Raw genomic sequence first — 20,374 nt, 5'->3', positions numbered from 1 at the left:
TTTCGGACAGCTCCCATCAGAGAATGGATGGCCCATGGACCGCCGAATTTTCGGGCTGGAGAACGAGTACGGCGTCACCTGTACGTTCCGCGGGCAGCGCAGGCTGTCCCCGGACGAGGTCGCCCGGTACCTCTTCCGCCGCGTAGTCTCCTGGGGCCGCAGCAGCAACGTGTTCCTGCGCAACGGTGCCCGCCTGTACCTCGACGTCGGCTCCCACCCCGAGTACGCCACCCCCGAGTGCGACGACGTCGTCGAGCTGGTGACGCACGACAAGGCGGGCGAACGCATCCTCGAAGGCCTGCTGGTCGACGCCGAGCGGCGGCTGCACGAGGAGGGCATCGCCGGGGACGTCTACCTCTTCAAGAACAACACCGACTCCGCCGGCAACTCCTACGGCTGCCACGAGAACTACCTGGTGGCCCGGCACGGCGAGTTCTCCCGGCTGGCCGACGTGCTCATCCCGTTCCTGGTGACCCGGCAGCTGATCTGCGGCGCCGGCAAGGTGCTGCAGACCCCGCGCGGCGCGGTCTACTGCGTCAGCCAGCGCGCCGAGCACATCTGGGAGGGCGTCAGCTCGGCGACCACCCGCTCCCGGCCGATCATCAACACCCGCGACGAGCCGCACGCCGACGCCGAGCGCTACCGCCGGCTGCACGTCATCGTGGGCGACTCCAACATGTCGGAGACCACCACCCTGCTCAAGGTGGGCTCCACCGACCTGGTGCTGCGGCTCATCGAGGCCGGCGTGGTGATGCGCGACCTCACCCTGGAGAACCCGATCCGGGCCATCCGCGAGGTCAGCCACGACCTCACCGGCACCCACCAGGTCCGGCTCGCCAACGGCCGGGAGGCCAGCGCGCTCGACATCCAGGAGGAGTACTACACCAAGGCGCTGGAGTTCGCCGACCGCAAGGGCATCAACACCGGCACCGTCGCGCGCGTCCTCGACCTGTGGGGCCGCACCCTGGAGGCGGTCAAGACCGAGCGCCTCGACGGGGTCGCCACCGAGATCGACTGGATCATGAAGTACAAGCTCATCGAGCGCTACCGCGAGAAGCACCAGATGAGCATGAGCAACCCGCGGGTCGCCCAGATCGACCTCGCCTACCACGACATCCACCGCCGCCGCGGCCTGTTCTACCTGCTCCAGGCGAAGAACCAGGCGCAGCGGGTGACCACCGACCTCAAGACCTTCGAGGCCAAGTCGATCCCGCCGCAGACCACCCGGGCCCGGCTGCGCGGCGACTTCATCCGCCGGGCGCAGGAGCAGCGCCGCGACTTCACCGTCGACTGGGTGCACCTCAAGCTGAACGACCAGGCGCAGCGCACCGTGCTCTGCAAGGACCCGTTCCGGTCCGTGGACGAGCGGGTGGAGAAGCTCATCGCCGGCATGTGACCCGGCGTCGGCGGGGAACGGCCCGCGGGCCGCCGTCCCCCCGGCGGTGTGATCTTCGTGGCGTCCGGTCCCGGTGGTGTCTACCGGGACCGGACGCCGTCTGCGCATACGCTGTCCGTCGAGTCCGGAGCCGGAGTCCGGAGAGCCGACTTTGACCGACAGTTAGGAACGCCGTGCGCCGCACCGCCGGGTTGCTTCTCACCCTGCCCCTGCTGCTGGCGGTGGCCTGCAGCAGCTCCACCAAGCCTGCCGGCCAGGCCACGCCCACGGCGTCGCCGACCGCCGCGCCCACCGTGCCCACCCCGGTGAACGAGGCCTCGCCGATGCCGACGCTGTCCGGCGGGGGCTTCGGGAGCAAGGCCACCATCACCATCCCCGAGGGCCAGCAGCCCAGCGGGCAGTTCGTGGTGAACACCGTCAGCGAGGGCGACCGCTCCGCGGTCAACAAGGGCGACTGGGTGACGGTGAACTACACCGCCAAGGACTGGACCACCGGCAAGGACCTGCCGAGTTCCTACGACTCCGGCGGCAAGCCGCAGCTCTACCAGGCGGGCAGCGGGCAGCTGGTGCCGGCCTTCGACCAGAGCGTGATCGGCAAGAAGGTCGGCAGCCGGCTGCTGGTCGTCGCCCCGCCGGCCGCCGCGTTCGGCACCCAGGGCTCCACCCAGCTCGGCGTCGGCCCCGGCGACACCGTGGTCTTCGTGCTCGACATCATGGAGAGCCTGCCGCCGGACTCCACGCTCTCCGGCACCATGACGCCGCCGCCGGCGAACCTGCCGCAGGTCAAGGACAACGGCAAGGCCCCCGTCACCATCACCGTGCCGGCCGGTCAGGCGCCGCCGACCGACCTCCAGCAGGCCGTGCTGATCAAGGGTGAGGGCAAGCAGGTCAAGTCCGGGCAGACCCTGGTCGTGCAGTACACCGGGGTGCTGTGGAGCGACGGCCAGCAGTTCGACTCCTCCTGGACCCACGGCGGCGCCCAGGCGCTGCAGATCGGCACCGGCAGCGTCATCGAGGGCTGGGACAAGGGCCTGGTCGGCCAGAACGTCGGCAGCCGGGTGCTGCTGGTGGTGCCGCCGGCGCTCGGCTACAAGGACCAGGCGCAGGGCGCCGTGCCGGCGAACTCGACCCTGGTGTTCGTGGTGGACATCCTGGAGGCCGTGTAGCGCCCGGCGGATCCGTGGAGATCCCTTGCGCGGGCTGGTTCGAGCCCGGGGGGATTCCGTACGCTTGGGCGGGCGCTCGCACGGGCAAGCGCCCGCCCTCATCCTGACCTGTCATACTGCCCTCGCACTGTGGTAGGCGCCGCCGGCGTCCGGGGTCCGGGCGGGCAGTGCGACAGCACCCCGGCGCCACCACGCCGGCCGTAGACCTCGAAGACCTCGTGGCGAGATGGATGGGGAGTCATGTCTGAGAAAGCGTCGAGCCCGGGCGGGTCCGGTACCGCGCACGGTAACTCCGCCGGAGACCCGGCCGACTCGCGGCCCGGCGGCCCGCTCCCGGGCGACGGCGAGTCGATCGTCGTGCCCCCGGCGATCCTGAAGCAGCAGGCCGGGTGGGGCGGGTCCGGGGAGGCTCCGCGGACCGCGGGGACGAAGACCGAGGACGCCCCGCAGATCTTCGCCTCCACCGTGCGCCGCCAGGACACCTCCGAGGCCGGGTACGACGAGAACCCGGGCAACGTCGGCAAGCTCGGCGTGATCCTCGGCACGGTCCTGGGCGTCCTGCTCATCGGCAGCGCCGTCACCCTGTACCTGGTGAACAAGGACGGCTCGTCGGACGAGGCCGCCGCCAAGCCGGACACCGCCAAGTCCGCCCCGGCCACGCCGACCACCGAGCCGGTCCCGCCGATCAAGGACAGCGCCAAGGTGCTGCCCAACGTCACCGGCGACTTCGGCAGCAAGGCCACCATCGAGGTGCCCGCCGAGCAGGCCGACGGCAGCTTCGTCGTCAAGGTCCTCTCCGAGGGCAACGGCCCCAAGGTCGAGAAGAACTCCTGGACCTCGGTCGACTACACCGGCAAGGACTGGAACACCGGCAAGGACATCCCCTCGTCGTACGACGACAAGGGCAAGCCGCAGATCTTCCAGGCCGGCACCGACGCGCTGATCCCGGCGCTCGACCAGGCCGTCGTCGGCAAGAAGGCCGGCTCCCGGCTGCTCGTCGTCGCCCCGCCGGCCGCCGCCTTCGGCGCCCAGGGCAACCCGAGCATGTCCATCGGGGCGAAGGACAACCTGATCTTCGTCATCGACATCCGCAACAGCAACGCCCCCGACGCGGTGGTCAGCGGCACCGTGACCCCGCCGCCCGCGGACTTCCCGCAGGTCAAGGACAACGGCAAGAAGCCCGCCGAGATCACCCCGGTGCCGGGCGCCGCCGACCCGACCGAGCTGAAGAGCCACGTCCTCATCAAGGGCGAGGGCCGCAAGGTCGAGAAGGGCGAGAAGATCCTCGTCCAGTACACCGGCGCCCTGTACAAGGACGGCAAGGTCTTCGACTCCTCGCTCAGCAAGGGCCAGGCGTTCTCCTTCCCGCTCGGCGGCGGCCAGGTCATCGCCGGCTGGGACCAGGGCCTGGAGGGCCAGACCATCGGCAGCCGGGTCGAGCTCGTCATCCCGGCCTCGCTCGGCTACAAGGACCAGGCCCAGGGCGACATCCCGGCCAACTCCACGCTGGTCTTCGTCGTCGACATCCTCGACGCCGGTCAGGGCTGATCCACTTTCGGGTGACAATGGTGTGCGTGTGACCTTCGGGCCCGGCCGCGTGGCCGGGCCCGTACGGGCGGCGGGCGCCCGTACCGTGGTCCGGGAACGGACCGGGTGCGGGCGCCCGCCGCTTGGTCATGGACCGAACCAACCGTGAGATGAGGCACTAGTGAGCAAGCCCGAGATCGACTTCCCGGTCGGCGACGCGCCGACCGAGCTGAAGATCCGCGACATCACCGTCGGCACCGGTGAGGAGGCCAAGCCGGGCCAGGTCGTCGAGGTCCACTACGTGGGCGTGACCTTCGCGACCGGCGAGGAGTTCGACGCCAGCTGGAACCGCGGCTCGACCTTCAAGTTCCCGCTCGGCGGCGGCCGGGTCATCAAGGGCTGGGACCAGGGCGTCGCCGGCATGAAGGTCGGCGGCCGCCGCGAGCTGGTCATCCCGCCGCACCTGGCCTACGGCAACCAGTCGCCCAGCCCGCTCATCCCGGCGGGCTCGACCCTGATCTTCGTGGTCGACCTGATCTCCGTCTGAGGACGCTGATCGCCAGGGCCGCACCCCGCACGCGGGGTGCGGCCCCACGTCTTCGTGGACTCGGCTTTTGCAGTGCGTACCGCTACCGGTACGGTCGGTCCCGCCGGGTCCACGACGCCCCGGCGGGCGCACCCCGCGCGCTGCGCGGCACACCGGAAGGGTCAGCGATGGCGATCGCCAAGGCAGAGCGGCTGATGAATCTCGCCCTGTGCCTGATGAACACCAGACGTCCGCTCTCCAAGAAGGAGCTGCGGGAGTCCATCGAGGCCTACCGCGAAGCCTGGCAGCACAGCAGCGAGGAAGCCTTCAACCGGATGTTCGAGCGGGACAAGGACGACCTGCGCGAACTCGGACTGGTCATCGACGTCGACGAGAACGCCCTGGACGGCGAGCTCGGCTACCTCGCCCGCGCCGACCGCAACCGCCTGCCGGAGATCGCCCTGGACGCCGAGGAGGCGGCCGCGCTCACCCTCGCCGCCCGGGTCTGGCAGCAGGCCAAGATGAGCGGCGCCGCCAGCGGCGCGCTCCAGAAGCTGCGGGCCGCCGGCATCCCCTTCACCGAGACCGAGCGCCGCCCCGCCCTCGAACCGCGCATCCCCGCCCGCGAGGCCGCGTTCGAGCCGCTGCTCACCGCCGCCCGCGACCGCCGCCCGGTCACCTTCGAGTACCGCAAGGCCGGCGCCGCCGCCGTCGAGCAGCGCACCGTCGAACCCTGGGCCCTGGAGTGCTGGCGCGGCCACTGGTACCTGGCCGGCTGGGACCGCGACCGCGAGGACGCCCGGGTCTTCCGGCTCAGCCGGATCACCGGCAAGGTCCGCGCCCGCTCCGGTGCCTTCCTCGGCGCCGTCCCCGAGCACGTCGACGTGCGGGCCACCGTCGCCAAGTTCGCCGGTGAGGGCGCCACCGCCACCGCCGTGGTCCGGGTCCGCCGGGGCGCGGGCTTCCCGCTGCGCACCAAGGCGCTCGCCACCCGGCGGGCCGACGACAGCTGGGACGAGCTGGAGATCCCGTACGGCAACGGGCTCGGCGCCGACCTCGCCGAGTTCGGGCCGGACGTGCTGGTGGTCGGCCCCGAGGAGCTGCGGGCCGACGTCATCGACCGGCTGCGCGCGGTGGCCGGCACCGTGGTGGAGAGTGTGGACGCATGAGCGAGCGAAGCGAGCGGATCACCGGAAGGCGCGTCCTGTGCGCAGCGCCTGCCGAGCGTAGCGAGGTGGCCGCATGAGTAACGCGATCGACCAGACCCGGCGGATGCTGTCGCTGGTCACCTATCTGCGCGAGCGCCCCGGCGCCGAGGTGGCCGAGGTGGCCCGCGCCTTCGGCATCAGCGAGCGCGAGCTGATCGGGGACCTCAACGTCCTGCCGATGTGCGGCACCAGCTTCCGCGGCGGCGACCTGCTCGACATCGACACCGACGGCGAGCGGATCTGGTGGCACAACGTCGACGACGTCGCCCAGCCGCTGCGGCTGGCCGCCGACGAGGCGACCGCGCTGCTGGTGGCCGCCCGCGCCGTGGCCGGCCTGCCCGGCCTGCGGGCCGGCGACCGCGAGGCGCTCACCCGGGCCGTCGCCAAGATCGAGAACGCGGCGGGGGAGAGTGCCGAGGGCAGCGCCCGGGTCGGCGTCACCTTCGAGGCCGAGAGCCACGTCTTCGCCGACATCGACCGTGCCCTCAGCGAGGGCCGCCGGCTCTGGCTGCGCTACTACTCGCACGGCCGCGGCGGCATGACCGAGCGCGAGGTCGACCCGATCCGGCTGCTCACCGAGGGACACACCTACCTGGAGGCCTGGTGCCGGACCTCCGAGGACCACCGGATGTTCCGGCTCGACCGGGTCGCCGAGATCAGGGTCCTGGACGTCCCCGCCGACCCGCCCAAGCGCGAGCCGCGCGACCTCTCCGGCGGGCTGGTCAACCCCTCCGCCGACGACCCCGAGGTGGTCGTCGAGGTCTCCTCCGGCGGCCGCTGGGTCGCCGAGTACTACACCCACGACCGGGCCGAGGAGCTGCCGGACGGCGGTCTGCGGATCACCCTGCGCAGCGCCGACCCATCGCAGCTGCGTCCGCTGGTGCTGCGGCTGGGCCGCGACGGGCGGATCGTCTCGCCGCCGGAGCTGGCGGAGCAGGCACGCGCGGCGGCGCTGGAGGCGCTGGCGCACTACGGGGAGGGGCAGGTCTGAGCCGTGGAGCCCGGTACCAGATTCAAGGTGTACTGCTCGGAGTGCCGGGAGAAGGTGGAGCTGCCGGTCGAGGCGTTCCGCCTCACCTTCGGCCGTACGGCGGCGCAGACGCACTACAGCTTCGGGTGCCCGCTGTGCGGGGCGGCGGTGCGCAAGCCCGCAGGGGAGAAGATCGTCGCGGCGCTGACCGGGGCCGGGGTGCGGACCATGCGGCTGGTGCCGGCCGAGGGGTGAGCGGGGCCCGCTAGGGTGGGGGCATGTCCTGGATGCTCGTCGCCGCCGTCCTCCTCGCCACCGCCGGCCTGCTGGTGCTGGGTGTCCTCGCGGTCCGGCTCTGGCTGGACGTGCGGGCGCTGGCGAAGGGCGTGGACGCCGCCTCGCGGGCGCTGGCCGAGGCGGCCGGCGACCTCGCGGCCACGGCGGCGGGCCGCTCCTGACGGGGCGCGGGCCGCGCGGGCCGGGCGTACGGGGCGTCCGCCCCGGCGCACGGAGCGCGGCGGCCCGCCGCCGACCTGCCGGCAATGTCGAACAGGGGGTACCGGGGGCTGCTGCGCGCGGGCGGTGGCGCGTTACGCTCTCAGATGGCTCCTGAGCGCGAACGGGGGCCGCTGTCCTGTTCGGGCGGCCGTCGTCACGGCGTCACCCGCAGCGGTTACCATCCCCGCAGCGGGCGGCCCGTCGGGTGCCGCCAAGACTGAAGGTGGTCGAGCATGCGGGTCTCGTTCACCGCGATCCTCCTGGTCGCGGTCATTGCCATTGTGCTCTTCGGGGCCAAGCGGCTGCCGGAGCTGGCGCGTTCGCTGGGCCAGTCGGCACGGATCCTCAAGAGCGAGGCCAAGGCGATGCGCACCGACGGCACCGCCGACGCCGCGGTGCCGCCCGCCCCGGCGGTCGCCGACGGCGGTACGGCGAAGACCATCCAGTCCGCTCCGGGCGCGTCCGCGACCGCCCGTCCGGTGAGCGAGCAGCCCGCCGGGCGGTCCGCGCAGGACGGCGGGGCGCGCTGAGCGCGCACGCGCGACCACTGGAGGCCCGTCGACCGGCGGGCCTCGACGCACGAGTTGAGGACCGGGGTTGAGCAAGCTCACCAAGGCGTCGAAGACGCCCAAGGATCCCGAGGGGCGGATGGCCCTCGCCGACCACCTGCGGGAACTGCGGAACCGCGTGGTCAAGTCGGTCCTGGCGATCGTGGTGATCACGATCGTCGCGCTGATCTTCCACAAGCAGATCGAGACGCTGCTGCTCAAGCCGCTGCCCCAGTGCACCCCGGACACCATCGAGTCCACCAAGGGCAGGTGCGCGCAGGTCTCGACCATCGGTCTGACCGCGGGCTTCAACTGGATGCTCAAGGTCGCCCTGACGGTGGGCGTGGTCGCCACCGTCCCGATCTGGCTGTACCAGCTGTGGGCCTTCGTGGCGCCGGGCCTGCACAAGCACGAGCGCAAGTACACGGTCATCTTCATGGCGTGCGGCGCGCCGCTGTTCCTGGCCGGTGTGACCCTGGCGATCCTGCTGCTGCCGCTGACCGTCGAGGTGCTGATCTCGTTCACCCCGGACGAGACCACGCCGATCCTGCCGCCGGCGGACTACTTCGACATCGCCACCCGGCTGGTCCTGGTCTTCGGCCTGGCCTTCGAGTTCCCGCTGCTGCTGGTCATGCTGAACCTGGTCGGCATGGTCACCGGCAAGCGGCTGCTGGGCTGGTGGCGCGGCATGGTGATGGGCATCACCGTGTTCGCCGCCTTCGCGACGCCCAGCGCCGACCCGCTCAGCATGCTGGCGCTGGCCGCACCGATCTGGGGCCTGTACTTCCTCGCGGTGGGCGTGGCGATGGTGAACGACCGGCGCAGGGCCCGGCGCAACCCGGACCTCGCGCTGAGCGACGAGGAGGCCTCGGACGTCGACCTCTCGGTGGCACCGGTCGCCGGGGCCGAGGCGATCGAGGCCTCGGGCACCCCGAGCGCTTTCGCCCCGGTGCCGGCCGCCCGCCAGGAGCAGATGGACGACATCACCTGATCCGCCCGACCTTCTGAGACCCACCGGTCCCGGCCCCGGCCCGCCGCCTCCCAGCGGCGGGCCGGGGCTTTTCGGTGCTTTTCGCGGTTTTGGCCCGGCGGTCTTGGCAGGTTCGATGGCATGTGACATATTACTGACGTGTCCCACTCCCAGAGACTCCCCGACGTCGTGGTGGTCGGTGCCGGTGTCGTCGGTGCCGCCTGCGCGTACTACGCCGCACGGGCCGGCCTCGCCGTCGACGTCGTCGACCGCGGCCCGGTCGCCGGCGGCACCACCGGGGCCGGCGAGGGCAACCTGCTGGTCTCCGACAAGGAACCCGGCCCCGAGCTCGACCTCGCCCTGTACTCCACCGGCCTGTGGCGCGAACTCTCCGACGAGTTCGGCGCCGCCGTCGAGTACGAGGCCAAGGGCGGCCTGGTGGTCGCCGGCACGCCCGCCCGGCAGGAGGCGCTGCGCGCCTTCGCGGCCGCGCAGGCCGAGGTCGGCGTCACCGCCGAGGAGATCCCCGGCGAGCGGCTGAACGAACTGGAGCCGCACCTCGCGCCCGGTCTGGCCGGCGGGTTCCACTACCCCCAGGACGCCCAGGTCCAGCCCGCGCTGGCCGCCGCCCACCTGCTGCGCGCCGCCCGCCTCGCCGGGGCGCGGCTGCACCTCGGCGAGGCCGTCCGGGCCGTGCGGCTGGGGAGCGACGGCGCCGTGCGCGGCGTGGAGACCGAGCGGCGGCGGCTCGACGCGCCCGCCGTGGTCAACGCCGCCGGCACCTGGGGCGGCGAGCTGGCCGCGCTGGCCGGGGTCGGGCTGCCGGTGCTGCCTCGGCGCGGGTTCGTGCTGGTCACCGAGCCGCTGCCGCGGATCGTCCGGCACAAGGTGTACGCCGCCGACTACGTGGCCGACGTGGCCAGCGGCTCCGCCGCGCTGCAGACCTCGGCCGTGGTCGAGGGGACGCCCGGCGGGCCGGTGCTGATCGGCGCCAGCCGCGAGCGGGTCGGCTTCGACCGGACGCTCTCGGTCGAGGTGCTGCACCGGCTGGCCGCCCAGGCGGCCGCGCTCTTCCCGGTGCTGGCCGGGGTGAACGTGATGCGCGCCTACCGCGGCTTCCGTCCGTACCTGCCGGACCACCTGCCGGCGATCGGTGCCGACCCCCGGGTGTCCGGGCTCTACCACGCCTGCGGCCACGAGGGCGCGGGCATCGGCCTGGCCCCGGCCACCGGGCTGCTGATCGCCCAGCAGCTGGTCGGAAAGGAGCCGGACCTCGGCCTCGCGCCCTTCCGGCCCGACCGCTTCCCGGCCGAGGACGCCGCCTGAGGCCGCCCGCGCGGTCCGCCCACCCCACGATCGGCTCATGAGCTGAACGGAGATCCCCCCATGCGCCGTAGCCGCACCCCCGCGGAGCTGGTCCGGGCCGAGCCCGCGCCCGCGCACACCATCGACTTCGACGGCCGGCCCGTGCCCGCGCTGCCCGGGCAGACCATCGCCGCCGCCCTGTGGGCCGACGGCGTGCTCGCCTGGCGCACCACCCGGGTCGGCGGCAAGCCGCGCGGGGCGTTCTGCGGGATCGGCGCCTGCTTCGACTGCCTGGCCACCGTCGACGGGCGGCCCAACCAGCGCACCTGCCTGCTGCCGGCCGAGCCCGGCACCACCGTCACCACCCAGGAGGGCCACGGCCGTGCCGACCTCGACGTCTGAGCCCGCGAACGGCTCCGGATCCGCCGCCGACGCGCGGTACGACCTCGCGGTGATCGGCGCCGGTCCGGCCGGCCTCGCCGCCGCCGTGACCGCCGCGGACCTCGGGCTGCGCTGCGCCCTGGTCGACGCCGGCCGGAGCACCGGCGGGCAGTACTACCGCCACCCCGCGCCCGGCCTCGGCGCCAACCGGCCCGACCGGCTGCACCACGGCTGGTCCGTCTACACCGGCCTGGCCGACCGGCTCGCCGTCCACCGCGAGACCGGCCGCGTCCGGCTGCTCTCCGGCCACCAGGTGTGGGCGCTGGAGCGCGCCGGCGACGGCGACTGGCGCCTGCACGCCACCACCGGACCGGACGCCGACGACCGGGCCACCGTCCGGGCCGCCGCCGTCCTGCTCGCCACCGGCGCCTACGAGCGGCAGCTGCCCTTCCCCGGCTGGACCCTGCCCGGGGTGGTGACCGCCGGCGGCGCGCAGGCCATGCTCAAGGCTGGCCTGGTGCTGCCCGGCCGGCGGATTGTGGTGGCCGGGAGCGGCCCGCTGCTGCTCGCGGCGGCCTCCTCCCTGGTCACCGCCGGTGCCGAGGTGCCCGCGGTGGTCGAGGCCACCGCGTACCTCGGGTACGCCCGGCGCCCCGGCGTCCTGGCCGCCGTCCCGGCCAAGCTGGTCGAGGGCGCCGGGCACGGCTCCGCGCTGCTGCGGCACGGCGTGCGGCTGCGGCCGCGCAGCGCGGTCGTCGAGGCGCACGGCACCGACCGGGTCACCGCCGTCACGGTGGCCCGACTGGACGCCGACTGGCGTCCGGTCCCCGGCAGTGAGCGGCGGATCGAGTGCGACGCGCTCGCCGTCGGTCACGGTCTGATCCCGCAGATCGAGCTGGCCACCGAGTTGGGCGCGGCCACCCGCACCACGCCCGACGGCACGGCCGCGCTCAGGGTCGACGCCCGCCTGAGGACCACCGTCCCCGGGCTCTGGGCGGCCGGCGAGACCTGCGGGGTCGGCGGCGCCGACCTGGCGATCGCCGAGGGCGAGCTGGCCGCGCACGCGGTCGCCGACCGGCCGGTGCGCACCGCGCTGCTGCGCAGGCGCTCCCGGCTGCGGGCCTTCGCCGAACTGATGGCCGCCGCGCACCGGCCCGGCCCGGGCTGGACCGACTGGCTGCGGGAGGACACCGACGTCTGCCGCTGCGAGGAGGTCCCGGCCGGCCGGATCCGCGAGGCGGTGGACGAGCTGGGCGCGGGCGACGCGCGCACCGTCAAGCTGCTGACCAGGGCCGGAATGGGCTGGTGCCAGGGGCGGATGTGCGGTGCGGCGGTCGCCTGCCTGGCGGGCGGCGCGGACCGTGCGGAGGTCCGCGCCGACAGCCGGCCGCTCTCCTGTCCCGTTCCGCTCGGACAACTCGCGGCCGAGCAGGACGGGCGGAACGAGCAGGACGGGGAGGACTGAGGTCCTTCCGGTTCCGGACCGGGGCCCGATCGGTCCCGGCCCGGGCCGGTCCGTCCGAAATCGCCCGGCGAGGGCCCTTGTCTCCGCCGCGCGCCCTCTAATAAAATGTCACACCTCACCAAGGAGTCACCTGTGTCCCAGACCCTGCACGACACCACCCGGCCCTGGCGCGGCATCATGGTCGCCACCACGCTCCCGCTGCGCCCGGACCTCTCCGTCGACTACGACGCCTACGCGGAGCACGTCCGCTGGCTGATCGAGTCGGGCTGCGACGGCGTCGTGCCCAACGGCTCGCTCGGCGAGTACCAGACGCTCACCGCCGAGGAGCGCGCCAAGGTCGTCGAGGTCGCCGTGGAGGCGGCCGGGGACGGCTCCCGGGTCATGCCCGGTGTCGCCGCCTACGGCAGCGCCGAGTCTCGCCGCTGGACCGAGCAGGCCGCCGAGGCCGGCGCCGGCTCCGTGCTGCTGCTGCCGCCGAACGCCTACCGCGCCGACCGGGCCGCCGTCCGCGCGCACTACGCCGAGGTCGCCAAGGCCGGGCTGCCGATCGTGGCCTACAACAACCCGATCGACACCAAGGTCGACCTCGTCCCGTCGCTGCTCGCCGAGCTGCACGGCGAGGGCTCGATCGTCGCGGTCAAGGAGTTCAGCGGTGACGTCCGCCGGGCGTACGAGATCGCCGAGCTGGCCCCTGGCCTCGACCTGCTGATCGGCGCCGACGACGTGCTGCTGGAGCTGGCCCTGGCCGGCGCGGTCGGCTGGATCGCCGGCTACCCGAACGCGCTGCCCGAGGCGAGCGTCGCGCTGTACAAGGCCGCCACCGCCCTCGACCTGGGCACCGCGCTGCCGCTGTACAAGGCGCTGCACCAGCTGCTGCGCTGGGACTCCAAGACCGAGTTCGTCCAGGCGATCAAGCTCTCCATGGACATCGCCGGCCGCCCCGGCGGTCCGACCCGGGCCCCGCGCCTGCCGCTGACCCCGGAGATCGAGGCGGCCGTCCGCGCTGCCACGGAGAAGGCGCTGGCCGAGGGCCTCGCCTGATCCGAACCCCGTGATTCCGGTGTCCGGGACGGCCGGCTGCGGCGGCAGCCGGCCCCTGGACCGGAACCCGGCACGGAGCGCCGTCCACCACCCGCCCACCACCCCACGGAGCGTCAGCAGATGCGCAGCCGTCACGTCTTCCACGCCGTCGACTCGCACACCGAGGGCATGCCCACCCGGGTCATCACCGGTGGGTTCGGTGTGATCCCCGGCGCCACCATGGCCGAGCGCCGGGTGCACTTCCAGCAGCACCTGGACGAGTTCCGGACCCTGCTGATGTACGAGCCCCGCGGCCACGCCGCGATGAGCGGCGCCATCCTGCAGCCGCCGACCCGGCCGGACGCCGACTGGGGCGTGCTCTACATCGAGGTCTCCGGCCTGCTGCCGATGTGCGGCCACGGCACCATCGGCGTGGCCACCGTGCTGGTGGAGACCGGCATGGTGCCGGTCGTCGAGCCCGTCACCACCGTCCGGCTGGACACCCCGGCCGGCCTGGTGATCGCGGACGTCGCGGTGGAGAACGGCGCGGCCAAGGCGGTCACCATCCGCAACGTGCCCTCCTACTCCGTGGCGCTGGACCAGAAGATCGAGGTCCCCGGCCACGGCACGGTGAGCTACGACCTCGCCTACGGCGGCAACTTCTACGCGATCCTGCCGCTCGCCGAGTTCGGCCTGCCGTTCGAGCGGGAGCGCAAGCAGGAGATCCTGGACGCCGGCCTGGCCCTGATGGACGCCATCAACGCCGGCCCGGACCGCCCGGTGCACCCGGAGAACCCGTCCATCCACAGCTGCCACCACGTCCAGCTGCTCGCCCCCGGCTCCACCGCCGAGCACTCCCGGCACGCGATGGCCATCCACCCCGGCTGGTTCGACCGCTCGCCCTGCGGCACCGGCACCTCGGCCCGGATGGCCCAGCTGCACGCGCGCGGCGAGCTGCCGCTCGACCGGGACTTCCGCAACGACTCCTTCATCGGGACCACCTTCATCGGCCGTCTGGTCGAGGAGACCGAGGTGGCCGGGCGTCCGGCGGTGGTGCCGACCGTCACCGGGCGGGCCTGGGTCACCGGCACCGCCCAGTACTTCCTGGACCCCAGCGACCCGTTCCCGGCCGGCTTCCTGCTCTGAGCCGCCGTCCCTCCCGCTCCCCCCTCCCGTCGAATCCCCCGAAGGGCTCCCCGCAGTGACGATCCGTTCGTACAACCCCGCCGACCCCACGGACCTCGTCGCCGAGGCCCCCCGCCCCGGTACCGAAGCCGTCGAGGCCGCCGTCGGCCGCGCCCGGACCGCGCAGACCGGCTGGCTCGCCGCCGGCGCCGGCGCCCGCTCGGCCGCGCTCACCCGGGTCGCCGAGGCGATCGAGGCGCACGCCGAGGAACTGGCCGAGCTGGTCGTGCGCGAGGTCGGCAAGCCGATCGCCGAGGCGCGCGGCGAGGTCGCCCGCACCGCCGCGATCTGGCGCTACTACGCGCAGGCGCCGTACGCGGCCTCCGGCGAGGTGCACGAGACCGCCGGCGGGCCCGGCCTGCTGCTCACCCGCCGCCGCCCGTACGGGGTCGCCGGGCTGATCACGCCGTGGAACTTCCCGCTGGCGATCCCCACCTGGAAGGCCGCCCCGGCGCTGGCCGTCGGCAACAGCGTCGTCCTCAAGCCCTCCTCGGAGGCGATCGGCTGCGCCCTGAAGCTGGCCGAACTGGTCGCCGGGGCCGGGCTGCCCGCGGACGTCTTCACCGTGCTGCCCGGCGGCGGTGCCGAGGGCACCGCGCTGGTCGGCTCGGCCGACGTGGTCTCCTTCACCGGCTCCACCGGCGTCGGCCGCCAGGTCGTCCGCACCGCCACCGAGCGCGGCACCCCGGTGCAGGCCGAGCTCGGCGGGCTGAACACCGGGATCGTCCTGCCGGACGCCGACATCGACCAGGCCGCCGCCCACCTCGCCAACGCGATCGCCGGCTACGCGGGCCAGAAGTGCACCGCCACCAGCCGGGTGGTCGCGGTCGGCGCGGCGTACGAGCCGCTGCGCGCCGCCCTGGTCAAGGCGCTCGCCCAGGTCGACGACACCTCCTGCGGCCCGGTCATCAACGAGGCCACCCGGGACGAGATCACCGCGGCCGTCGCCTCCGCCCGGGAGGCCGGCGCCGAGGTGCTGACCGGCGGCGCCGCGCCCCAGCGGGACGGCTGGTACCTGGAGCCGACCCTGGTCGCCGGGGTGCCGGAGGACCACCCGCTGCGCCGCGAGGAGTTCTTCGGCCCGATCGCCCTGCTGCACGAGGCGGCTGATCTGGACGAGGCGATCGCGCTCGCCAACGACACCCCGTACACGCTGTCCGCCTCGGTGCACACCCGGAACCTGGACGCGGCGCTGGCCGCCGCCGACCGGCTCAACGCGGGCATGATCCGGGTCAACGCGCCGTCCAGCGGCGTCGACTTCCACCTGCCGTTCGGCGGTGCCAAGGGCGCCAGCCACGGCGCCCGCGAGCAGGGCCGGGCGGCGCTGGACTTCTACACCCAGAGCCGCACCGTCACCCTGCTGCCGGGCGGGGGTGCCTGATGACGGCCCCCACCGACGGCGAGGTCCTGCACGTCGACACCGTCGACTACCACACGGCCGGCGAGCCGTTCCGGATCGTGGTCGCCGGCGCCCCGGCGGTCCCCGGTGACAGCGTCGCCGAGCGGCGGGCCATCGCGATCGGCGCCGGCGGCACCGCGACCGCGCCCCGGCCGAGCACGCTGGACGACGTCCGGCAGCTGCTCACCCGCGAGCCGCGCGGCCACGCCGGGATGTACGGCGGCTTCCTGGTGCCGCCGGACGACGACGAGGCCGACCTCGGTGTGCTGTTCTGGCACAAGGACGGCTACTCGACCGCCTGCGGCCACGGCACCATCGCGCTCGGCGCCTGGGCGGTCGACTCCGGGCTCGTCACGGCGCCCGACTACGGCGTCGCCCGGGTGCGGATCGACGTGCCCTCCGGCCGGGTCACCGCGCTGGTCCACCGGGCCGCCGGGCGGACCACCGGGGTGACGTTCCGCAACGTGCCCTCCTGGGTGAGCGAGCTGAAGCTGCCGGTGGAGACCTCGCGCGGCACCGTCGAGGTGGCCGTCGCGCACTCCGGCGCCTGCTACGCCTCGGTGCCGGCCGCCGCGCTCGGCCTCTCGGTGAGCCTCGGACAGCTGCCCGAGCTCACCGCGATCGGACGCGAGATCCGGGCCGCGCTGGCCGGCACCGAGGCGGTGCGCCACCCGGTGGACCCGCGGCTGTCCGGCGTCTACGGGGTCATCCTGTACGACGAACTCGCCTCGGAGAACGGCGGGCTGAACCAGCGCAACGTCACCGTCTTCGCGGACGGCCAGATCGACCGCTCGCCGTGCGGCTCCGGCACCTCGGCCCGGCTGGCGGTCCTGGCCGCCGAGGGCCGTCTCGCGCCCGGCGCGGAGCTGCGCCACGAGTCGATCGTCGGCACCGTCTTCGGCGGGCGGGTGCTGGCCGGCGGCGACCCGTGGGGCGACGGCGTGGTCACCGAGGTGACCGGCACCGCGCACCGCACCGGCGAGCACCGCTTCGTACTCGACCCGCAGGACACCCTCGGTACGGGGTTCCTGCTGTGAGCGGGGACCTGAGGACGTTTCCGGCCGCTGCCCCGGCCGCCGTCCCGGCCCCGGAACCGCCCGGCGCGGCGACTGAGCCGCTCCAGTCCGCCGCGCCGGGCCCGACCGGCGTACTCACCTCGGCCGCCATCGGGCTGACGCCCGCCGAGGCGGTCCGGGCGCTGGAGCAGGTGCTGCTCGACGGACTGGACCCGGAGGCCGCGCCCGCCCGCTCGGCGGTGCCGGTGCCGGCCGGGGAACTGCTGATGATGCCGGCCGCCTCCGCCCGCTACACCGGGGTGAAGATCGCCGGCGTCGCCCCCGCCAACCCGGCCGCCGGGCTGCCCCGGATCACCGGCAGCTACCTGCTGCTCGACGGTCCGACCCTGCAGCCGCTCGCCCTGCTGGACGGCATCGGACTCACCTCGCTGCGCACGCCCGCGGTCACCGCCGTCGCCCTGGACCGGCTGGCGGTGCCGCAGGCCGGGCACCTGGTGCTGTTCGGCTCCGGCCCGCAGGCGTACGGCCACCTGGACGCGCTGCTCGGCATCCGCCCGCTGACCCGGGTGACCGTGGTCGCCCGCAGCGAGCAGCCCGCCGAGGCGCTGGCCCGGTACGCCCGGGCACGCGGCCTGGACGCCGCCGTCGGCACCCCGGCCGACGTGGCCGGGGCCGACCTGGTGGTCTGCTGCACCACCGCGCGCACCCCGCTGTTCGACGGCGCGCTGGTGCCGGACCACGCGGCGGTGGCGGCGGTCGGCTCGCACGAGGTGGACGCGCGGGAGGTGGACGAGGTGCTGGTCGGCCGGTCCGCGCTCTACGTGGAGGCCCGCTCGGTCGCGCTGCGCGAGGCCGGCGACCTGCTGATGGCGGGCGTGACCGGCGCCGACACCCTGTGGAACCTGGCCGAGCTGGTGCGCGGCGAGGCTCCGGTGCCGACCGACCGGCCGAGGTTCTTCAAGAGCGTCGGCATGGCCTGGGAGGACCTCGCGGTCGCGGCGGAGGCGTACCTGCGCGACACGCCCTGAAACTCCGGCCGGCACGGGTTCGCTGTGGGGCCCGACGCCAGGGTGCCGGCGCCTCGGCGCTGCGCCGGCACCCACCCCCCGTAACCCATTGCCCTGGACGGGGGGCGTCGAAGTGACCGGCCGGAACGACGGCCGACGTGGTGGGACGGGATCCCCCGCCACGTCGGCCGTTTTTTGCGTCTGCGCGCCCTTGCGGGTTGCCAGGCCTGTTCGCGCTCGCGTCTGCTCAGGCCCGCGGCCGGTAGGTGCCGATCAGGCGGGCCAGGTGGCGGCCGGTCAGGTGGAGGGGCTCCTCGCTGCGGGCGACCTGGGCGGCGAGTTCGGCGCCCTCCAGGGTGTTGATGACGGTGGCGGCGAGTTCGCGGGCGTCGGCGAGGGCGATGCCCGAGCCGTGCAGCTTCTCCTCGACGATGGCGCGCCAGTGCGCGAACGCCTCGGCGACGGCCTGCTCGATGACCGGGGCCCGGCCGACCGTCTCCAGGGCGGTGGTGGTGATCGGGCAGCCGTCCTGCCAGTCGGAGGCGCGCAGGGCCTCGGCGAGCAGGCGGGTGCAGGCGGTGATCGCCTCGCCCGGGTCGGCGGCGCTGTCCAGCCCCTCGCGCAGCATCGCGGCGAACTCCTGGTCCCCGTGGCGGATCGCCTCGGCGGCCAGTTCCTGCTTCCCGCCCGGGAAGAAGTGGTAGACGGAGCCGAGGGTGGCCTCCGCCTCGCGGGAGATCTGCTTGATGCCGGTGCCCTCGAACCCCTGGCGCTGGAGCAGCCGGGAGGTGGCCCGGACGATCCGCTCGCGGGTGCCGGTGGTGGTCTTCACGGGGTTCACGGAGTTCGCGGAGTTCACGGCGGCGAGTCTAGCCGGTGGATTGAATAGAGCGTTCGTTCCAGTGCTGTGCTAGCGTCACCTCCTGGATAGAGCGTTCGTTCTAGTCGCCTTCGGAGGGGATCCCCGTGTCCGCCACGCCGCAGCAGCCCAGCAGCAAGCCGTCCGTCACCCTGATCGGCCTCGGCCCGATGGGCCTGGCCATGGCCGGCGCCTACCTCGACGCCGGATACCGCGTCACGCTCTGGAACCGGACGGCCGGACGGGCCGGCGGCCTGGTCGCCCGCGGTGCCGTGCTCGCGCCGAGCGCGGCCGACGCGATCGCGGCCAACGAGCTGGTGGTGCTCAGCCTCACCGACTACGACGCGGCCTTCGCCGTGCTGGCCGCCGCCGAGACGGAGCTGGCCGGCAGGGTCGTCGTGAACCTCGGCTCCGACACCCCCGAGCGGGCCCGGGAGGCCGCCCGGTGGCTCGCCGAACGGGGTGCCGGCCACCTCACCGGCGGGGTCCAGGTGCCGCCGTCCGGGATCGGGAGGCCGGAGTCGTCCACCTTCTACAGCGGCCCGGTCGAACTGTTCCGTCGGCACCGCGCCGCGCTGGAGGTGCTGACCGGCGCCGACTACCGGGGTGACGACCCGGGGCTCGCCCAGGTGTACTACCAGATCCAGATGGACCTCTTCTGGACCTCGCTGGCCGGGTACCTGCACGCCACCGCCGTCGCCGAGGCCAACGGCATCCCGGCGGACGAGTTCCTGCCCCACGCCGCCGCGACGGCCGCCTCGCTGCCGGGCTTCCTCGCCTTCTACGCGCCGCGGATCGCCGCCGGGAACCACGAGGGCGACGTCGACCGGCTCGCGATGGGGCTGGCCAGCGTCGAGCACGTACTGCACACCGTGGAGGCCTCCGGGGTGGACGGCGCGCTGCCGCGGATGCTCGCCGACACCTTCCGGCGGGGTGTCGAGGCCGGGTACGGGGCGTCCAGCGCGAGCAGTCTGGTGCGGCTGTTCAAGGGGGAGTGAGGCGGGGGAGCCGAAGCAGTGGGCCGCCGACCGTTGTCACCGGGCGGCGGCCCTGTCACCATGGGTCCGGTCACGTGTCGAGATCGCTGACGTATCATCCGAATCACGGAATGTTGCACACTCAACGTAACGTGACATTGTACGCTGGTGTTCTGCACTCACCGGAGGAACACCATGGCCGACCTCAAACCCCGCACCCTGATCTCCGTCCAGGAGCGGCTGCGCGACCAGGTCGCCCACGCCCTGCGGGCCGCCCTGATCTCCGGCGAGCTGCGCCCCGGCGTCGTCTACTCCGCGCCGGCCCTCGCGGCCGACTTCGGCGTCTCCGCCACCCCGGTCCGCGAGGCCATGCTGGACCTCGCCCGCGAGGGCCTGGTCGAGGCCGTCCGCAACAAGGGCTTCCGGGTCACCGAGCTCACCGAGCGGGACCTCGACGACTTCACCGAGATCCGTGCCCTCATCGAGGTCCCGACCGTCGGCCGGGTCGCCCGCACCGCCAACGCCGACCAGCTGGAGGCGCTGCGCCCGCAGGCCGAGGCGATCGTCGCCGCCGCGGGCAAGCAGGACCTCATCGGCTACCTGGAGGCCGACCGCCAGTTCCACCTCGACCTGCTCGGCCTGGCCGGCAACACCCGCCTGGTCGAGGTCGTCGGCGACCTGCGCAAGCGCTCCCGCCTCTACGGCCTCAACCGCCTCGCCGAGCGCGGCGAGCTGGTCTCCTCGGCGGAGGAGCACCTGGAGCTGCTCGACCTGATGATCGCCGGCGACGCCCCCGCCGCCGAGTCCTGCATGACCCGCCACCTCGGCCACGTCCGCTCCCTGTGGGCCGAGGACGAGCAGCAGCCCGAGGAGTCGCGCACCGGCCTGCGGCTGCGCTCCCGCTAGGCGGTGGACCGCCCGTTCGGGTGAGAGTGCCGCGACCGGGGGGCA

Annotated in this window: 21 protein-coding genes; 20 read left to right on the top strand and 1 reads right to left on the bottom strand. The window is 73.9% G+C overall.

What is annotated here, in order from left to right:
* The first annotated feature begins 34 nt into the window (after positions 1-34).
* The 18 genes from pafA (at position 35) to ABT238_RS27905 (ending at position 17,608) form a co-directional block, all read left to right on the top strand.
* Positions 35-1,396: a Pup--protein ligase gene (pafA, locus tag ABT238_RS27990; protein ID WP_350569192.1), complete on the top strand. Its 1,362-nt coding sequence runs from the start codon at positions 35-37 to the stop codon at positions 1,394-1,396.
* Positions 1,397-1,569: 173 nt separating this feature from the next.
* Positions 1,570-2,562, top strand: a complete 993-nt coding sequence (locus ABT238_RS27985) for an FKBP-type peptidyl-prolyl cis-trans isomerase (RefSeq protein WP_350569191.1) — start codon at positions 1,570-1,572, stop codon at positions 2,560-2,562.
* A 240-nt stretch (positions 2,563-2,802) separates the two neighbouring features.
* A complete protein-coding gene (locus ABT238_RS27980; protein WP_350569189.1) occupies positions 2,803-4,110 on the top strand; it encodes an FKBP-type peptidyl-prolyl cis-trans isomerase in 1,308 nt (435 codons plus the stop codon).
* 160 nt (positions 4,111-4,270) lie between these two features.
* Positions 4,271-4,636 (top strand): FKBP-type peptidyl-prolyl cis-trans isomerase, encoded by a 366-nt coding sequence (locus tag ABT238_RS27975; protein ID WP_350570767.1) that lies wholly within the window; start codon positions 4,271-4,273, stop codon positions 4,634-4,636.
* A 167-nt stretch (positions 4,637-4,803) separates the two neighbouring features.
* Positions 4,804-5,784, top strand: coding sequence for a helix-turn-helix transcriptional regulator (locus tag ABT238_RS27970; RefSeq protein ID WP_350570769.1), 981 nt, complete (start codon positions 4,804-4,806; stop codon positions 5,782-5,784).
* A 73-nt stretch (positions 5,785-5,857) separates the two neighbouring features.
* Positions 5,858-6,814 carry a helix-turn-helix transcriptional regulator gene (locus tag ABT238_RS27965; protein ID WP_350570770.1) on the top strand — a complete coding sequence of 319 codons (957 nt, stop codon included), beginning with the start codon at positions 5,858-5,860 and terminating at the stop codon, positions 6,812-6,814.
* Positions 6,815-6,817: 3 nt separating this feature from the next.
* On the top strand, positions 6,818-7,048 hold the full coding sequence (locus tag ABT238_RS27960; protein WP_350570771.1) for a hypothetical protein: 231 nt from the start codon (positions 6,818-6,820) through the stop codon (positions 7,046-7,048).
* A gap of 23 nt (positions 7,049-7,071) precedes the next feature.
* Positions 7,072-7,251 carry a hypothetical protein gene (locus tag ABT238_RS27955; protein WP_350570772.1) on the top strand — a complete coding sequence of 60 codons (180 nt, stop codon included), beginning with the start codon at positions 7,072-7,074 and terminating at the stop codon, positions 7,249-7,251.
* A 273-nt stretch (positions 7,252-7,524) separates the two neighbouring features.
* Positions 7,525-7,821 (top strand): Sec-independent protein translocase subunit TatA, encoded by a 297-nt coding sequence (tatA, locus tag ABT238_RS27950; RefSeq protein ID WP_350570774.1) that lies wholly within the window; start codon positions 7,525-7,527, stop codon positions 7,819-7,821.
* A gap of 118 nt (positions 7,822-7,939) precedes the next feature.
* Complete coding sequence (gene tatC / locus ABT238_RS27945; protein ID WP_502891471.1) at positions 7,940-8,830, top strand: twin-arginine translocase subunit TatC; 891 nt, start codon at positions 7,940-7,942, stop codon at positions 8,828-8,830.
* 138 nt (positions 8,831-8,968) lie between these two features.
* A complete protein-coding gene (locus ABT238_RS27940) occupies positions 8,969-10,135 on the top strand; it encodes an NAD(P)/FAD-dependent oxidoreductase (RefSeq protein ID WP_350570776.1) in 1,167 nt (388 codons plus the stop codon).
* Positions 10,136-10,195: 60 nt separating this feature from the next.
* Positions 10,196-10,516 carry a (2Fe-2S)-binding protein gene (locus ABT238_RS27935; RefSeq protein ID WP_350570777.1) on the top strand — a complete coding sequence of 107 codons (321 nt, stop codon included), beginning with the start codon at positions 10,196-10,198 and terminating at the stop codon, positions 10,514-10,516.
* Complete coding sequence (locus ABT238_RS27930; protein WP_350570779.1) at positions 10,497-11,960, top strand: FAD/NAD(P)-dependent oxidoreductase; 1,464 nt, start codon at positions 10,497-10,499, stop codon at positions 11,958-11,960. The genes ABT238_RS27935 and ABT238_RS27930 overlap by 20 nt, the downstream gene beginning before the upstream one ends.
* 177 nt (positions 11,961-12,137) lie before the next feature.
* The gene (locus ABT238_RS27925; protein WP_502884377.1) at positions 12,138-13,001 is read left to right on the top strand and encodes a dihydrodipicolinate synthase family protein; all 864 of its coding nucleotides are present in this window, start codon (positions 12,138-12,140) and stop codon (positions 12,999-13,001) included.
* A 120-nt stretch (positions 13,002-13,121) separates the two neighbouring features.
* The gene (locus ABT238_RS27920) at positions 13,122-14,126 is read left to right on the top strand and encodes a proline racemase family protein (RefSeq protein WP_350570781.1); all 1,005 of its coding nucleotides are present in this window, start codon (positions 13,122-13,124) and stop codon (positions 14,124-14,126) included.
* A 55-nt stretch (positions 14,127-14,181) separates the two neighbouring features.
* Positions 14,182-15,546 carry an aldehyde dehydrogenase family protein gene (locus tag ABT238_RS27915; protein ID WP_350570782.1) on the top strand — a complete coding sequence of 455 codons (1,365 nt, stop codon included), beginning with the start codon at positions 14,182-14,184 and terminating at the stop codon, positions 15,544-15,546.
* A complete protein-coding gene (locus ABT238_RS27910; protein ID WP_350570784.1) occupies positions 15,546-16,601 on the top strand; it encodes a proline racemase family protein in 1,056 nt (351 codons plus the stop codon). The genes ABT238_RS27915 and ABT238_RS27910 overlap by 1 nt, the downstream gene beginning before the upstream one ends.
* A gap of 128 nt (positions 16,602-16,729) precedes the next feature.
* Entirely contained in the window at positions 16,730-17,608 is an 879-nt protein-coding gene (locus ABT238_RS27905) for an ornithine cyclodeaminase family protein (RefSeq protein WP_350570826.1), read from the top strand.
* 226 nt (positions 17,609-17,834) lie between these two features.
* Here the strand turns inward: ABT238_RS27905 and ABT238_RS27900 are convergent, their stop codons facing one another.
* Positions 17,835-18,446, bottom strand: a complete 612-nt coding sequence (locus tag ABT238_RS27900) for a TetR/AcrR family transcriptional regulator (RefSeq protein WP_350570785.1) — start codon at positions 18,444-18,446, stop codon at positions 17,835-17,837.
* 170 nt (positions 18,447-18,616) lie between these two features.
* Between ABT238_RS27900 and ABT238_RS27895 the strand changes: the two genes are divergently transcribed.
* Entirely contained in the window at positions 18,617-19,444 is an 828-nt protein-coding gene (locus ABT238_RS27895; protein WP_502891470.1) for an NAD(P)-dependent oxidoreductase, read from the top strand.
* Positions 19,445-19,618: 174 nt separating this feature from the next.
* Positions 19,619-20,329 carry a GntR family transcriptional regulator gene (locus ABT238_RS27890; RefSeq protein WP_350570787.1) on the top strand — a complete coding sequence of 237 codons (711 nt, stop codon included), beginning with the start codon at positions 19,619-19,621 and terminating at the stop codon, positions 20,327-20,329.
* Positions 20,330-20,374: the final 45 nt, after the last annotated feature.

This window comes from Kitasatospora sp. NPDC001527 (assembly GCF_040298605.1).
GTDB lineage: Bacteria > Actinomycetota > Actinomycetes > Streptomycetales > Streptomycetaceae > Kitasatospora.
The sequence above is the reverse complement of the archived record's forward strand: the minus strand, read 5'-3'. Positions and strand labels throughout refer to the sequence as shown.

Coding starts and splice junctions, on each gene's coding strand:
- pafA (WP_350569192.1), top strand. CDS start 35: ATGGACCGCCGAATTTTCGGGCTGGAGAACGAGTACGGCGTCACCTGT.
- ABT238_RS27980 (WP_350569189.1), top strand. CDS start 2,803: ATGTCTGAGAAAGCGTCGAGCCCGGGCGGGTCCGGTACCGCGCACGGT.
- ABT238_RS27970 (WP_350570769.1), top strand. CDS start 4,804: ATGGCGATCGCCAAGGCAGAGCGGCTGATGAATCTCGCCCTGTGCCTG.
- ABT238_RS27965 (WP_350570770.1), top strand. CDS start 5,858: ATGAGTAACGCGATCGACCAGACCCGGCGGATGCTGTCGCTGGTCACC.
- ABT238_RS27955 (WP_350570772.1), top strand. CDS start 7,072: ATGTCCTGGATGCTCGTCGCCGCCGTCCTCCTCGCCACCGCCGGCCTG.
- tatA (WP_350570774.1), top strand. CDS start 7,525: ATGCGGGTCTCGTTCACCGCGATCCTCCTGGTCGCGGTCATTGCCATT.
- tatC (WP_502891471.1), top strand. CDS start 7,940: ATGGCCCTCGCCGACCACCTGCGGGAACTGCGGAACCGCGTGGTCAAG.
- ABT238_RS27935 (WP_350570777.1), top strand. CDS start 10,196: ATGCGCCGTAGCCGCACCCCCGCGGAGCTGGTCCGGGCCGAGCCCGCG.
- ABT238_RS27925 (WP_502884377.1), top strand. CDS start 12,138: ATGGTCGCCACCACGCTCCCGCTGCGCCCGGACCTCTCCGTCGACTAC.
- ABT238_RS27920 (WP_350570781.1), top strand. CDS start 13,122: ATGCGCAGCCGTCACGTCTTCCACGCCGTCGACTCGCACACCGAGGGC.
- ABT238_RS27910 (WP_350570784.1), top strand. CDS start 15,546: ATGACGGCCCCCACCGACGGCGAGGTCCTGCACGTCGACACCGTCGAC.
- ABT238_RS27895 (WP_502891470.1), top strand. CDS start 18,617: ATGGGCCTGGCCATGGCCGGCGCCTACCTCGACGCCGGATACCGCGTC.
- ABT238_RS27890 (WP_350570787.1), top strand. CDS start 19,619: ATGGCCGACCTCAAACCCCGCACCCTGATCTCCGTCCAGGAGCGGCTG.